The following is a 14,612-nucleotide window of genomic DNA, read 5'->3' as shown; positions in this document are numbered from 1 at the left end:
GCTTCACGGCCGCACCGCCGCGATGGTCTCGCCCGCCTCGACCTCGGCGGTCAGCAGCCGCTGGATGTCCAGACCGGGCCACTCCTGCGGGTCGGTCGTCACGAGCTGCTGCAACAGGGCGAGCGCCTCGGCGGCGACGTGCTTGCGCGGAACCCGGAACCCGGTCAGCGCCCGCCCGTCGGTGCGATGGCCCCGGACCTCGCCGAACGCGGCCACCGACACCTCCCCGGGGACGTCGACACCGGCGGCGACGAGGGCGAGCACGACGTCCTCGGTCAGGAAGGCGTCCTCGGCGATGATCAGCGTGGCCTCGGTGGCGCGGGCGAGGCGGGGCAGGTCGGCGACGCGCTCCTCCCCCACCAGCATGAACGCCATCCGGCCCGCCGCCGACGCGGCCTCGACAGCACCGCGCCGGTCCCGGGCGGTCGCGGTGTCGCGGCCCCGGTGGACGTAGAGGGCCTGGGTGTGGCCGTGGCTCGCGGCAAGGTCGATGACGGCGTTCGCCGGAGTGACGTAGTCGACGCCGACGTACGGCACGGCGGCGGCCGTCTCGTCCCTGCGGCCGACCGCGACGAACGGGAACTGCTCGGCGACCAGGCGTTCGAGTTCGGAGCCGACCATCTGCTGGCCGAGCAGGACGCAGCCGTCGGTCAGGCGCAGCCGGGTCTTGCGGTGGAAGAGGCTGCGGGTGCCGTTCTCGACCGGGGAGGACGTGAAGAACAGCAGGTCCCAGCCGATCTCCTCGGCGGCGCGTTCGATCCCGTTGAGGAGGGGGCCGTAGAAGTCGAGGCTCTCCGGGGAGAGGGCTTCCTCGTAGGTGAAGACGCCGATGATCTGGTTGTCCAGGCCGGCCAGTCTGCGGGCCGCCGGGTCGGCGACGTAGGTGGCCTGTTCGATCGCCCGCTTGACCCGCGCCCGGGTCTCCTCCGGGATTCGCACGTTCGTGCCGTCGCGGTCGTTCAGCACCACCGAGACCGTGGTCTGACTGACCCCGGCGATCTCGGCGATCTCGCGCTGAGTGACCCGGCGCGGCTTCGTTGGCATCGATCCTCCGTTGATAATGCGTAACTTCAGCGGACGCCGACGACGTTAAACCGCCGGAAACAAGAGCGCAATACCCCTTGACCAACCGGCTCGGTCGTTGAGACCGTCCGTGTCACGACGTTGAAGATAGGCATTATCACAACGGTGTGTGGCCAGACAGGAGCAGACGATGACAACCTCCCATGCCGAAGGCGCCCACCTCAGTCGCCGCGGTCTTCTCGGCGCGGCGCTCGCGGCCGGTGTCGTACTGATCGCCGAGCCGTCCGCTGTGACGGCGTACGCGGCGGACGGCGACGTCACGCTGACGGCGGGCGGGATCAGCCTGCTGGCGAGCGTCGGCGGGCGGCTCGCGATCCGGGACGCGGCCGGGGTGACCCGCAGCGCCGGGTCGAAGTTCCAGGTCAAGGACCGCAACACCGGTATCCACCTGTCGACGGGCGGTACCCCGGTCGCGGCGACGCTGGCGGACGGGACGCCGGCGATCCGGATGGACTACGTCTTCGACGCGGCGGCCGGTCCGACGGCCGTCACCGGCTGGTTCAGCGTCTCCACCGGGCACGCCCGCCTGGAGTGGCGGGTCACCGGCGCGGACACGCTGGTGCCGGACGGCTTCCTGTTCAGCCGGGCGATCCAGGCACCGACCGCGCCGGACGACTACATCGCGGTCACCGAATGGGTGCGCGACTCCGGGGGCGGCATCCCCTACGAGGACACCGTGGGCGTCGCGCACACCTCCACCTGGGGCGGTCTGCACGGGCTGTTCCTGCTGGAGCGCTCCCGGCAGGCGTGGACGAACTCGACCTGGGTGCACGCGCCGGGGACCGTCGATCCGGCGGGCGGCTGGACCAGCCAGGCCGACTTCTTCTTCTCCGAGACCCGGCCCTCGGCGACCGCCACCATCGGCCGGGGCACCGAACTCGGCCTGGAGCTGACCACCGACCGCGACTTCAACCTCTACCAGGTCCCCGGCGAGCCGATGCAGCTGACCGCCCTGGTCGCCAACGGCGGGGCGGCGCGTACGGCGCAGCTCCGGCTGTCGGTGCGTGACTTCGACGGCGTCCAGGTCGCCGCCGCCACGGTGACCGGCAGTGTCGCGGCGGCGGGGACCTGGCAGCACACGTTCACCGTGCCCGCCCCGGCCGCCGGGGTCGTGTTCGCCGAGGTGACCGTGGAGTCGGGGAGCGACGAGGCGTTCGCCCGGACCAACCTGGCCACGCTGCCCCCGTTCACCTACCAGGCCGGTGCGGACAGCATGTTCGGCATCGCCAACTACCCCTGGTTGCAGCGGCCGAGCGCCGGCGCCGTACTCGATCTGTGGCAGCGGGCCGGCATCTCGCTGGTGCGGATCGCCTACGACGGGGGGCCGGGACTGCCGCCCTCGGCGTTCGACGCGCGCGGGATGCGGCACAACGTCGAGTTGCAGCCGCCGTCCCTGACGATGAGCGACACCGACGCGAAGCAGTGGGCGGCCGACAAGCTGGCCGTCGCCGTGGCGGCCGGGGCCGGGTACTTCGAGGTCGGCAACGAGCTGAACCGGCCGTTCAACACCGGGGTCGCCGCGCAGGCGTATCTCGACACCGTGCTGCGTCCGGTGTTCGACCGGCGGGCCGCGACCGGGGCGGCCGTGAAGCTGATGAACAACGGGCTCGCCGGGATGGACAAGCCGTGGGTGGAGAACTTCGTCGCGGCCGGCGGCTGGGATCTCATCGACGCGTTCGCCTACCACCCGGGGCGCGGCAACTTCACCCCGGACTACGTTCCGCCGGGCAGCAGCTGGGGTACCGGCGCCGAGGGCACGTACTGGAACTTCTACGGCGGGCTCAAGCAGCTCAAGGCGCTGATGGCGCAGCACGGGGAGAAGGAGATCTGGCTGACGGAGGCGTACGCGCCGACGAAGCCGAACAGCTGGTGGCACGACACCTACCGGCACGCCGCCGAGAACGTCCTGCTCACGCTGGCGCTGGCGAAGGCCGAGGGGGTGACGTGCGTGTGCTGGTACCAGTTCCACGACAGTGTGCTGGGGATGCCGCAGGTCGCCGACCCCGACGACGTCGAGTACCACTACGGGCTGATGAACCGTGACCTCAGCCCGAAGCCGTCGCTCCTCGCGTACGCGAACGCCGCCCGGGTCCTGGACCGGGCCGAGTTCCGGGGCGAGCTGTCCTTCGCCGATCCGCTGACGTTCGGCCTGTGGTTCGACACGCCCGACGGGCCGGTGGTGGTCCTGTGGAACCGGGCCGACGGGTACGTCCTCAACACGGCCGGGACGCGCACCGGTTCACACTTCCCGGCGCCGGAGGTCTGGGTCGATCCCTGGCCGACGAAGACGTCCCTGACCGTGGCGGCCGGCGGCCCCGTGCGGGAGGTCGACGCCGTCGGGCGCTGCCGTTCGCTGGCGCCGGCGCAGGGGCGGGTGACGCTCACGCTCGACGGGGCGCCGCGTGTCTTCCGCGGTCTGACGCCGGTGACCGGGGCCGGCGGCGTCCACTCCCTGGCCCTCTGACCGGCCGTCCTGGGCGGGCCGTCCGAGGCGGGCCGCCCCCTCCTGGGTATCAACCCTGGCAGGTCCGTCCTTCCGTGTGTTTCCCCTGTTTGCGAGGAGCAGTCAGCACCATGTCCGAACCCGGTACCCCGCCGTGGTGGCGCAGCGCCGTCATCTACCAGGTCTACATCCGCAGTTTCGCCGACGGGAACGGCGACGGCGTCGGAGACATCGCCGGTGTCCGCTCCCGGCTGCCGTATCTGGCGTCGCTCGGTGTCGACGCCGTCTGGATCAACCCCTGGTACGCGTCGCCGCAGGCGGACCACGGGTACGACGTCGCCGACTACCGGGCGATCGACCCGCTGTTCGGGACGGTCGCCGAGGCCGAGGAGTTCATCGCCGAGGCGCACGCGCACGGCATCCGCGTCATCCCCGACCTCGTTCCCAACCACACCTCCGACCGGCACGTCTGGTTCCGGGCGGCGCTGGCCGCGGGGCCGGGGAGCCGGGAGCGGGAGCGGTACGTGTTCCGGGCGGGGCGCGGTCCCGGCGGGCATCTGCCGCCGAACAACTGGGTGTCGGAGTTCGGCGGGCCGGCCTGGACGCGGCTGCCCGACGGCGACTGGTACCTGCACCTGTTCGCCCCGGAGCAGCCCGACCTGAACTGGGACCACCCCGACGTCCACGCCGAGTTCGAGGACATCCTGCGGTTCTGGTTCGCGCGGGGTGTGGACGGGTTCCGGATCGACGTCGCCCACGGCCTCGTCAAGCAGGCCGGGCTGCCCGACGTGCCGCCGCGCCCGGACACGCCGGCCGAGGGGCCCCGTACGCACGTCGACCACCCGCACTGGGACCGTGACGAGGTGCACGACATCTACCGGGCCTGGCGGAAGGTGGCCGACGAGTTCGAGGGCGACCGGTGCTTCGTCGCCGAAGCCTGGGCCGACACCCCCGAGCGGCTCGCCGCGTACGTCCGCGAGGACGCCCTGCACACCGCGTTCAACTTCGACTTCCTGATGGCGAGCTGGGAGGCGCAGGAGCTGCGCGGGGTGATCGACGACTCGCTCGCGATGCTCGGCGCGGTCGGGGCGCCCGCGACGTGGGTGCTGTCCAACCATGACGTCGTCCGCCACCCGAGCCGGTACGGCCGCAGCGCCGCCCGGCGCTGGGTGGCGGGCCAGCGGTACGAGCCCGGCGGTCCCGTCGACCTCGAACTGGGGACGCGGCGGGCGCGGGCCGCCGCGCTGCTGACCTTGGCGCTGCCCGGCGGCGTCTACGTCTACCAGGGCGAGGAGCTGGGCCTCCCGGAGGTCGAGGATCTGCCGGAGGAGGTGCGGCAGGACCCCATCTGGGAACGCTCCGGGCACACGGATGCCGGGCGGGACGGGTGCCGGGTGCCGATCCCCTGGTCCGGTCGGCGTCCGCCGTTCGGCTTCGGGCCCGACGGCGCGACGCCCTGGCTGCCGCAGCCCGCCGACTGGGGGCGGTTCAGCGTCGAGGCGCAGAGCGGTGAACCGGACTCGGTGCTGGAGCTGTACCGGGCCGCGCTGCGGCTGCGGCGGGCACATCCCGCGCTCGGCGACGGCACGCTGACGTGGCTGGAGACGCCGCCGGGTGTGCTGGCGTTCCGGCGGGAACCCGGGTTCGTGTGCGTCGTCAATCTCTCCGGCGTCCCGTACGAGCTGCCCGAGCACGTCCGTGTGCTGCTGGGGAGCGGTGCGGTGGAGGACGGGAGGGTGGGGGTGGACCAGGCGGTCTGGCTCGACGTGTAGGAAGAGGGCGGCGGCCGTCGGGCCGCCGCCCTCTCTACTTGGGGATTTCCCCGCCGAAGGCGTCCAGGATGCGCTGCGCCGCGACGGCCGGGGTGAGGGCGCCCGCGCGGATGTCGTTCTCCAGGCCCGGGGTGAGGGCGCGGACCGCCGGGTCGGTGCGCAGGCGGGTCAGGAGGGTGTCGTGGACCATCGCCCAGGTCCAGGCGATCTGCTGTTCCTGGCGGCGGGCGGTGAGGCGGCCCGTGGAGTCGAGGAGGGTGCGGTGCTGTTCCAGGCGCTCCCAGACCGTGTCGAGGCCGGTGGACTCGCGGGCGCTGCAACTGAGGACGGGCGGGGTCCAGGCGGCGTCGCGGCCGTGCATCAGGCGCAGGGCGCCCGCCAGTTCGCGGGCGGCGGCCTGGGCGTCGCGTTCGTGCGGGCCGTCCGCCTTGTTCACGGCGATCACGTCGGCCAGTTCCAGGACGCCCTTCTTGATGCCCTGGAGCTGGTCGCCGGTGCGGGCGAGGGTCAGCAGGAGGAAGGAGTCCGTCATGTCCGCGACGGCCGTCTCGGACTGGCCGACGCCGACGGTCTCGACGAGGACGACGTCGTACCCGGCGGCCTCCATCACGACGATCGACTCGCGGGTGGCCTTGGCGACGCCGCCGAGGGTGCCGGATGTCGGGGAGGGGCGGACGAACGCCGACGGGTCGACCGACAGGCGTTCCATCCGGGTCTTGTCGCCGAGGATGGAGCCGCCGGTGCGGGTGGAGGAGGGGTCGACGGCGAGGACGGCGACGCGGTGGCCGAGGCCGGTGAGCAGGGTGCCGAACGCGTCGATGAACGTCGACTTCCCGACCCCGGGGACCCCGCTGACGCCGATGCGGCGGGAGCGTCCGCTGTGCGGGAGGAGCGCCGTCAGGAGCTCCTGGGCCGGGGCCCGGTGACGGGGGCTCACCGACTCGACGAGGGTGATCGCGCGGGCGATCGCCGCCCGCTTCCCGTCCAGGACGCCCTTGACGTAGGCGTCGACGTCCGTCACAGCTCCAGTCCCAGGCCGGCCGCCAGTCGCTCCACCAGGTCGTACGCCGCGTCGGGGATCACCGTCCCGGGCGGGAAGACGGCCGCCGCGCCCATCTCCAGGAGCGTGGGGACGTCCTGCGGGGGGATCACTCCCCCGACGACGACCATGATGTCCTCGCGGCCCTCCCGGGCGAGTTCCTCGCGCAGGGCGGGGACGAGGGTGAGGTGCCCGGCGGCGAGGGAGGACACGCCGACGATGTGGACGTCCGCCTCGACGGCCTGCCGGGCGACCTCGCCCGGCGTCTGGAACAGGGGGCCGACGTCGACGTCGAAGCCGAGGTCGGCGAACGCGGTCGCGATGACCTTCTGGCCGCGGTCGTGGCCGTCCTGGCCCATCTTGGCGACCAGGATGCGGGGGCGGCGGCCCTCGGCCTCGGCGAAGGCGTCCACCAGGGTGCGGGTGCGTTCCACGTTCGCGGACTCCCCCGCCTCGTTGCGGTACACACCGGAGATCGTACGGATACGGCTCGCGTGGCGCCCGTACACCTTCTCCAGGGCGTCGGAGATCTCGCCGACCGTGGCCTTCGCGCGGGCCGCGTGGACGGCGAGTTCGAGGAGGTTGCCCTCGCCGGACGCGGCGCGGGTGAGGGCGTCGAGGGCGTCCTGGCAGACCTGTTCGTCGCGTTCGGCGCGCAGGCGGCGCAGCTTCTCGATCTGCTGGGCGCGCACGGAGGAGTTGTCTACGCGCAGGACCTCGATGTCCTCGTCGTTCTCGACCCGGTACTTGTTGACGCCGATGACGGGCTGGCGGCCCGAGTCGATGCGGGCCTGGGTGCGGGCGGCGGCCTCCTCGACGCGGAGTTTCGGGATGCCCGCGTCGATGGCCTGGGCCATGCCGCCCGCCTGCTCGACCTCCTGGATGTGCTGCCAGGTGCGGCGGGCGAGGTCGTAGGTGAGGCGTTCGACGTAGGCGCTACCGCCCCAGGGGTCGATGACCCTGGTGGTGCCGGACTCCTGCTGGATGAGGAGCTGGGTGTTGCGGGCGATGCGGGCGGAGAAGTCGGTGGGGAGGGCGAGGGCCTCGTCGAGGGCGTTGGTGTGCAGGGACTGGGTGTGGCCCTGGGTGGCGGCCATGGCCTCGACGCAGGTGCGGGTCACGTTGTTGAAGACGTCCTGGGCGGTCAGCGACCAGCCGGAGGTCTGCGAATGGGTGCGCAGGGACAGCGACTTGGTGTTCTGCGGGTCGAACTGCTTGACGAGTTTCGCCCACAGGAGGCGGGCCGCGCGGAGTTTCGCGACCTCCATGAAGAAGTTCATGCCGATCGCCCAGAAGAACGACAGGCGGGGTGCGAACGCGTCGACGTCGAGGCCCGCTTCGCGGCCGGCGCGGATGTACTCGACGCCGTCGGCGAGGGTGTAGGCGAGTTCGAGGTCGGCCGTCGCGCCGGCTTCCTGGATGTGGTAGCCGGAGATGGAGATCGAGTTGTAGCGGGGCATCCGCTGGGAGGTGTACGCGAAGATGTCGGAGATGATCCGCATCGAGGGTTTCGGCGGGTAGATGTAGGTGTTGCGGACCATGAACTCTTTGAGGATGTCGTTCTGGATGGTCCCCGCGAGTTTCTCCGCCGGTACGCCCTGTTCTTCCGCCGCGACGATGTAGAGGGCCAGCACGGGCAGGACGGCGCCGTTCATCGTCATCGACACGGTCATCCTGTCGAGCGGGATGCCGTCGAAGAGCTGGCGCATGTCGTAGATGGAGTCGATGGCGACGCCCGCCATGCCGACGTCGCCGGTGACGCGGGGGTGGTCGCTGTCGTAGCCGCGGTGGGTGGGCAGGTCGAAGGCGACCGACAGGCCCTTCTGGCCGGCGGCGAGGTTTCGGCGGTAGAAGGCGTTGGACTCCTCGGCGGTGGAGAAGCCCGCGTACTGGCGGATCGTCCAGGGCTGGTTGACGTACATCGTCGGGTAGGGGCCGCGCAGGAAGGGGGCCGCGCCGGGGTAGGTGGCCAGGAAGTCGAGGCCCTCCAGGTCACGGCCCGTGTACAGGGGTTTGACCGGGATGCCCTCGGGGGTCTCCCACAGCAGGTCGTCACCGCCCGCGGCGCGCTTGAGGGCGGCGTCCCAGTCGGCGGGGACGCTGTCGGGCGTCGGGACGCCCAGGTCGATCCCGGAGAAGTCGGGGATTCCCATCACGACACTCCCAGTCGGTCGAGGGCGGCGGTCAGGACGGCGACGGCGTCACAGCCCGCGAAGACGTACGTGTCGACGCCGGGGTGGGTGCCCCGGCCGGCCAGGGTCACGTGGCGGGCGCCGGCGGCCTTGAGGGCTTCGGCGGTGGACGTCGCCTGTTCCTCGTAGACGGCGTCGCTGGAGCACAGGCACGCCTCGGTGGCGCCGCTGTCCTCGAACGTGCCCTCGGTGACGGGTTCGATGCCGCCGGCCTGGAAGAGGCTCGCGGCGAACGTCAGGCGGGCGGTGTGCGCGGCGGCGGGGCCGAGGGCGGCGAGGTAGACGCGGGGGCGGGTGCCGGTGGTGGCGAGGTGGGCGTCGGAGCGGGCGCGGAGGGCTTCGTACGCCTCGTCGCGGCGGACGCGCGGGAGGCCGCCGGTGGGGGGCGGGGTGGCCGGGGTGCGGGTGACGGGTTTCTCCGCGAGGTGGGGGAACTCGCTGACGCCGGTGATGGGTTCACGGCGGGTGGCGAGCTTCTTCGTGCGTTCCGCCCAGGTCGTGGCGAGGTCGTCCCTCAGGCGGCCGGAGCGCAGGACCGCCGGCATGCCGCCGTCGCGTTCGATGCCCTGGAAGAAGTCCCAAGCGGCGTGGGCGAGTTCGTCGGTGAGGCGCTCGACGTACCAGGAGCCGCCGGCCGGGTCGATGACCCGGGCGAGGTTCGACTCCTCGATCAGGATCGTGGAGGTGTTGCGGGCGATGCGGCGGGCGAAGGCGTCGGGGAGGCCGAGGGCGTCGTCGAAGGGGAGGACGGTGACGGCGTCGGCGCCGGCCGTGCCGGCCGCGAGGGTCGCGATCGTCGTGCGGAGCATGTTCACCCAGGGGTCGCGGCGGGTCATCATCACCGGGGAGGTGACCGCGTGCTGGAGCTGGGCGGTGCCTTGAGGTCCCTGGCAGACGTCGGTGACGCGGGACCAGAGGCGGCGGGCGGCGCGGAGTTTGGCGATCGTGAGGAACTGGTCTGCGGTGGCCGCGTACCGGAATTCGAGCTGGGCGGTCGCCTGTGCGATGTCCAGACCGGCGGCGGTCAGGTCGCGGAGGTAGGTGACGGCCGTGGCGAGGGAGCAGGCGAGTTCCTGGGCGGCGGAGGCGCCGGCCTCGTGGTACGGGAGGGCGTCGACGGTGAGGGCGCGCAGGCCGGGGTACTCGTCGGCGCAAAGGCGGGCGAGGTGGAAGGCCGGGATGTCGGCGGGTTCGCCGGTGCGGGCCTCGTGGGCGAGGGGGTCGGCGCCGAGGTTGCCGCGTACGGCCGTCCGGGCGATGCCCTTCTCGTCGTACAGGCGCAGGAGTTCCCGGGCGGCGGGGGCCGTGTCGGCGCCGGCGTCCAGGATCACGGGGGCGAGGTCCAGGTAGACGCCGTCCAGGGTGTCGGCGAGGGCTTCCACCGGGACGCCGTCCAGCCACAGGGAGGTGACGCCGTTCTCCAGGTCGGTGAGGACGGCGTCCTTGCCGGGGGTGGTGTGTCGCTGCCGTACGTCCCAGCCGCCGATGGTGTTGCCCTCGGGGCGGGAGCCCCTGGTGAAGGGGGCGAATCCGGGCAGGCCGGGGGTGGGGGCGGTGTCGTGCGCGGTGTAGAGGGGGCGGGTGCGCAGCCCGTCCTCCAGCGCGGTGGACAGGGCTTCCTCGGCGGCGTCTCCCTCGACGTCCTTGCCCGCTTTGCGCAGGACACCCGCCACCAGGCGCTGCCACTGCTCATGGGACACGTCAGGGAACTCACCGGCCAGTTCGAGCCCGTCGTCAGGCAGGACCGTCATGCTCGGATGCTAGGACACCGGCGCGGAGGAGCGCAGAGGGCACGGCTGTGACCTTGCCCTCGGTGTAACTGTGATCGTGATCTCTTCAGGGGGTGGGGGGTTCTGATGAGGGGTCATATAGGGGTGGGGGTGGTCTCTGTGCGGCGTGTCGTGGTGCTCGGGCGGGGTGGGGCGGGCAAGTCGGTACTGGCTCGCCGGCTCGGGGGGCTCACCGGGCTTCCGGTGGTGGAACTGGACCGGTATTTCTGGGGTGAGGGGCTGGAGCGGATGTCTCCCGGGCGGTGGGCCGTCGTGCAGGCCGGGCTCGCCCGCGAGGACCGCTGGATCATGGACGGGGATCTCGGGCCCTACGACGTTCCCGAGGTGCGGCTGCGGCGGGCCGACACCGTCGTGGTGCTGGACTTCCCGTTCTGGCTGTGTGCGTGGCGGGCGGGGTTGCGGGGTTGGGAGCGGGCGGATTTCTGGCGGTGGGTGTGGGGGTACCGGCGGCGGAGTCTGGTGGCCCTGATGGCGGTGGTGGCAAGGGAGGCCGGGGGTGCTCGTGTGGTGGTGTTGCGGGGGAAGGGTGGGGTGCGGAGGTTTTTGGGTGAGGTGGGGGCGGGGTCAGAGCCAGGTGGTCAGTGAGGTCATGAAGGCGGTGAGGTCGTCGCGGTGGATGGTGTGGCCGGTGTCGGGGACGGGGCGGACTTCGAAGCCTTGTTGTCGGAGGCGGGCTGCGTGGGAGGGGGAGATCAGGGGGCTGGGGTCGGCGGTGAGGACGAGGGAGGGGACGGTCGGGTGGGTGGGGGTGCGGTCGAGGGCGTGTTCGCCGAAGACGGCGTGGGCCGAGTCGGGGTCCCAGCGGGCGAGGGACTTGAGTTCGAGGGCTATGTCGGTCGCGTCCCAGCGGGGGTTGAGGGCGGAGAGGGTTTCGGGGGTCGCGTGTTTGAGGTCGGTGAAGACGGACGCGTCGATGCCTTTGGCTCCTTGGAGGGCCCAGGCGGGGTCGGCGTAGACGGCTCGGGCGGGGGTGAGCCGGTCGGCGGCGAGGGAGAGGGCCAGGGCGCCCAGGGAGTGGCCGATCGCCAGGTCCAGGTCACGCGGGAGGGTTTCGGTGAGGTCGTCGGCCCAGGCGGCGACGCTGTAGGGGCCGCGTGGGCTTGCGCCGTGGCCTCGGAGGTCGACGGCGGTGACGCGGTAGCCCTGGGCGGCGAGGGCCGGGCCGACGCGGTGCCAGGTGGTGTGGTCGGACATGATGCCGTGGACGAGGGCGGCGGTGCGGGGGCCGGTCCCCCAGGTGTGGGTGTGGAGGTTCATCGGTGCCTTCCGGGGTGGGAGGGGGTGAGGTGATCACACCAGAGGGCTGTGGGAGGCGGGGGAAAATCGGGGGAAGTCTTCGGGGGTTCCGGGGACCATGGCGGGTGTGGACTCTGTGTTGTGCGGACTTGCTGAGAATCCGGCGTTGCCAGGGTGGGGGGTCGATCGGTTGGTCGGGTGGGCGGATGAATGGCTCGGGTGGGTGCTCGCTCACCGGGAGGACCTCGGGCACGCGCAGGCGGTCGCGTTGGCGGGTCGGGTCGAGGGGGTCGATGTGTCGTTGGCGTATGCGGGGAAGTTGAGGGCTGGGGATGTCGATGCGGTGAGGCAGCCGGAGGCCGCGCTCGCTCTGCTCGATGAGGGGCGGGGGGACGTGGAGTGGGCGTGGGGCATCGTGGCGGGGGGTGTCGTCGGGCATCGGGAGAAGCTGGCGCGTTGTGCCGGGCTCCCGGATGGTGTCGTCCGGGCGTTGGCCGGGGATGCGGACGTGTGTGTCGTCGCGGAGCTCGCGTGGTGCGGGGCGTCGGAGGTGGTGGCGGGGCTGGCGGGGCATCCGCATGCCGGGGTGCGGAGGATGGTGGCGGAGAACCGGGGCGCACCGCCCGAGGTGCTGGCCGTGCTGGCGTCGGGTGAGGGGGTGTCGACCGTGGAGTGGTGTCGGGGGTGTGAGGGAGGGGCCGTTCCGCCGTTCCACTCGGGCGGCTGTCCCGAGGCATCGGATGGTTCTCCCGAGGATGACGGCGGCGCGTTCTTCGGGCGGGCCTGCGACGGGGCTCATGGGGCGGCGCTCGCCGCCGTCCGTCAGGCGGTCGCGGGGAATCCGGCCACGCCCGTCGATGCCGTCGTGGGGTTCGCCGACGATCCGGTGGTGTGGGTCCGGCAGGAGCTGGCCGAGCGGGAGGATCTGCCGCAGGAGGTGTACGCGCGGCTCGCCGTGGACCCGTATCACGGTGTACGGAAGGCGGTTGCCGGCAACCCCTCGATCGGGGAAACCGTGGCACGGGTCCTCGCCGGGGACGACGATGTCGAGATACGACGGGAGCTGGCGCGCAATCCGGGTGTCCCGTTCGATGTGCTCGTCCCGCTCGCCGGTCTCCCGAAGGTCGGTGCGGACCTGCTGCCGAGGGTCGCCTCCGCCAGTCCCGCCGAGGTCGCGCAGCTGGCGGCGTCGAAGGACTCGTCGGTGCGGGCGCTGGTGGCTCGGCGGCGTGATCTGCCCGACGGGGTGCGGGACGCGCTGGCCGTCGACCCGGATGCGAAGGTGGTGAAGTCGGTCGCCCCTCATCCGGGGTTGTCCGAGGGGCAGTTGCGGAGGATGGTCGAGCGGCACGGCGTCCAGGTCATGGCGCAGGTGGCGCTCAACCCTGACGCCCCGGCGGCCCTGTTGGAAGACCTGGCGCTGCGCGAGCCGCCGGTGGGCGGCGTATTGCGGGCGATCGCCGGACGCGTCGATGCGCCTGCGGCGGCGCTGGTCGCGTGTCTGGGAAATGCGCGGGCGCGGCCGGTCGCCGCCGCGCACCCCGCCCTGCCGGTGGAGGTTCTCGTCGGGTTGCTCGGCGACGACGACGAGGACGTCGTACAGAGCGCCGCCGCCAACCCTTCGCTCCCGGTCGACGTGATGCTACGGCTGCTGCCGTGAGGTGAGGATCTCCATGTAGTGGCGGTTCTGCATGATGCCGAGGACGTTCCCGAAGGGGTCGACGACCGAGCCGCCGGTGAAGCCCTCGCCGAATTCCCGGAGGGGTTCGTGGAGGGTGGCACCCAGGGTGAGGAGGCGGGTGAGGGCGGACTCGGCGTCGTCGACGTGCCAGTAGACGACGGCTCCTGCGGCGGGGACGTCGTCGTGGGAGCCGAGGGTGCCCGCGAACTTGGTGTCGAGGAGGCCGAGTTCGTGCTGGTAGTCGCCGATGCGGTACTCGGCGTAGCCGGGGCGGTCGAAGTAGGGGGCGGTGCCGAGGAGTTCGGTGTACCAGTCCTTCGCGGCGTCGAGGTCGGCGGTGTGGAAGCGGACGGTGGTGACGCCTCGCAGCATGGAGACTCCTTCGGTCGGCCGGCCCCTGTGGCCGTACGAGTGAAGGTAGGGGTCAACTGGGTCGGGTTCTGGCCTAGATGGGCCGCCATCCGTCCGGTGCCGCGGGGTCGATGCCGCTGCGCCACACCAGCCTGCCGCCGATCAGACCGGGTTGGTCGCGGGTGGCGAGGGCCGGGGCTTCGAGTGTGTCGGCGACCTCCTCCAAGTAGGTGACGAGGGTGTCGAGTTCGCCGTCGGGGTGGCCGTCGTCGTAGCGGGACCAGTGGCCCAGGAATCCGGTGTCGGTGTCGAGGTAGAGGCCGCGCATGCTGTTTCGGGGGCCGGTGGCGAAGGGAATCCAGGACGGTTTCCACCGGGTGATGCCGTCCTCCTCCGGCGTACGGGCCTGTTCCTCGGTCCGACGCCGGTACTCGGCGGTCACGGCGTCCGGGGACATCAGGGCCATGGCGCCGGGGAGGCATCCCTCGTCGTCGCCGGAGGTGAGCAGCCACAGGGCCCGCAGTTCGAGGGGGACGCGGATGCCGAGGTCGGGGGGCGGGGTGGTGCCAGGGCGCAGTGCGGCGTACGAGTCGGGGGCGTGGAGGCGGAGCCAGGTGGTGACGCGGTGCCAGGCGTCGGCGATCTGGCGTGCGGTGAGCGCGTCGGTGGCGGGATCGGTGAGGGCGGGTTCGGGTTCCGCGGTGGTGTCGGCCGGTGCCGTGGGAGTGGTCGTCGGGCGCACGTGGCGGATCTCGACGCGGTCGGGTTCGCGGATGTAGCCGATGGTGAGGGCGGGGCAGTCCTCGATCAGGTCGTCCTCGAAGTGGACGGTGAGGATGCCGGGGAGGGGTGAGGGGTGGCCCAGGTCGGGGTCGTCCGCCAGGCGGGCGGCGATGATTTTGAGGGCGTAGGGGACGCCGGAGCCGTACTGGGTGGCGGTCTCGATCAGGAACGGGGGGATCTCGACGTTCATCGGGGCGGCTCCCTGCTGGTCGGGCGGGTGGCGATGCGCCCCTACGGTACGT

Annotated in this window: 11 protein-coding genes; 4 read left to right on the top strand and 7 right to left on the bottom strand. The window is 72.1% G+C overall.

Annotated elements, in window-relative coordinates; all coding sequences use genetic code 11:
• Nucleotides 1-3: 3 nt before the first annotated feature.
• Nucleotides 4-1,044, bottom strand: coding sequence for a LacI family DNA-binding transcriptional regulator (locus tag ABZX85_RS25280; protein WP_355872739.1), 1,041 nt, complete (start codon nucleotides 1,042-1,044; stop codon nucleotides 4-6).
• Nucleotides 1,045-1,213: 169 nt separating this feature from the next.
• On the opposite strand from ABZX85_RS25280, the gene ABZX85_RS25275 reads away from it, so the two are divergent.
• A complete protein-coding gene (locus tag ABZX85_RS25275; protein WP_355872737.1) occupies nucleotides 1,214-3,547 on the top strand; it encodes a hypothetical protein in 2,334 nt (777 codons plus the stop codon).
• A gap of 110 nt (nucleotides 3,548-3,657) precedes the next feature.
• Complete coding sequence (locus ABZX85_RS25270) at nucleotides 3,658-5,298, top strand: alpha-amylase family glycosyl hydrolase (RefSeq protein ID WP_355872734.1); 1,641 nt, start codon at nucleotides 3,658-3,660, stop codon at nucleotides 5,296-5,298.
• 34 nt (nucleotides 5,299-5,332) lie between these two features.
• On the opposite strand, the gene meaB is transcribed toward ABZX85_RS25270, so the two are convergent.
• From meaB to ABZX85_RS25255, 3 genes are read right to left on the bottom strand one after another with little or no spacing between them, the layout of a single operon-like run.
• Nucleotides 5,333-6,319, bottom strand: coding sequence for a methylmalonyl Co-A mutase-associated GTPase MeaB (gene meaB, locus ABZX85_RS25265; protein ID WP_355872731.1), 987 nt, complete (start codon nucleotides 6,317-6,319; stop codon nucleotides 5,333-5,335).
• Nucleotides 6,316-8,490: a methylmalonyl-CoA mutase gene (gene scpA, locus ABZX85_RS25260; protein WP_355872726.1), complete on the bottom strand. Its 2,175-nt coding sequence runs from the start codon at nucleotides 8,488-8,490 to the stop codon at nucleotides 6,316-6,318. The genes meaB and scpA overlap by 4 nt, the downstream gene beginning before the upstream one ends.
• A complete protein-coding gene (locus ABZX85_RS25255) occupies nucleotides 8,490-10,280 on the bottom strand; it encodes a methylmalonyl-CoA mutase family protein (protein ID WP_355872724.1) in 1,791 nt (596 codons plus the stop codon). The genes scpA and ABZX85_RS25255 overlap by 1 nt, the downstream gene beginning before the upstream one ends.
• A gap of 138 nt (nucleotides 10,281-10,418) precedes the next feature.
• Here ABZX85_RS25255 and ABZX85_RS25250 point away from each other — a divergent pair, with 138 nt between their 5' ends.
• A complete protein-coding gene (locus ABZX85_RS25250) occupies nucleotides 10,419-10,904 on the top strand; it encodes a hypothetical protein (RefSeq protein ID WP_355872721.1) in 486 nt (161 codons plus the stop codon).
• Here ABZX85_RS25250 and ABZX85_RS25245 read toward each other — a convergent pair.
• Nucleotides 10,884-11,576, bottom strand: a complete 693-nt coding sequence (locus tag ABZX85_RS25245) for an alpha/beta hydrolase (protein ID WP_355872718.1) — start codon at nucleotides 11,574-11,576, stop codon at nucleotides 10,884-10,886. The genes ABZX85_RS25250 and ABZX85_RS25245 overlap by 21 nt on opposite strands.
• Nucleotides 11,577-11,898: 322 nt before the next feature.
• Here ABZX85_RS25245 and ABZX85_RS25240 point away from each other — a divergent pair, with 322 nt between their 5' ends.
• A complete protein-coding gene (locus tag ABZX85_RS25240; RefSeq protein ID WP_355872716.1) occupies nucleotides 11,899-13,215 on the top strand; it encodes a hypothetical protein in 1,317 nt (438 codons plus the stop codon).
• On the opposite strand, the gene ABZX85_RS25235 is transcribed toward ABZX85_RS25240, so the two are convergent.
• Nucleotides 13,198-13,608: a VOC family protein gene (locus ABZX85_RS25235; RefSeq protein ID WP_355872713.1), complete on the bottom strand. Its 411-nt coding sequence runs from the start codon at nucleotides 13,606-13,608 to the stop codon at nucleotides 13,198-13,200. The genes ABZX85_RS25240 and ABZX85_RS25235 overlap by 18 nt on opposite strands.
• A gap of 73 nt (nucleotides 13,609-13,681) precedes the next feature.
• Nucleotides 13,682-14,560 carry a hypothetical protein gene (locus ABZX85_RS25230; protein ID WP_355872710.1) on the bottom strand — a complete coding sequence of 293 codons (879 nt, stop codon included), beginning with the start codon at nucleotides 14,558-14,560 and terminating at the stop codon, nucleotides 13,682-13,684.
• Between the last annotated feature and the right edge of the window lie 52 nt (nucleotides 14,561-14,612).

The organism is Streptomyces sp. NPDC004539 (assembly GCF_040610055.1).
Lineage (GTDB): Bacteria > Actinomycetota > Actinomycetes > Streptomycetales > Streptomycetaceae > Streptomyces.
Note: the sequence above shows the minus strand (reverse complement) of the source record. Positions and strands in the feature narration are given on the sequence as shown.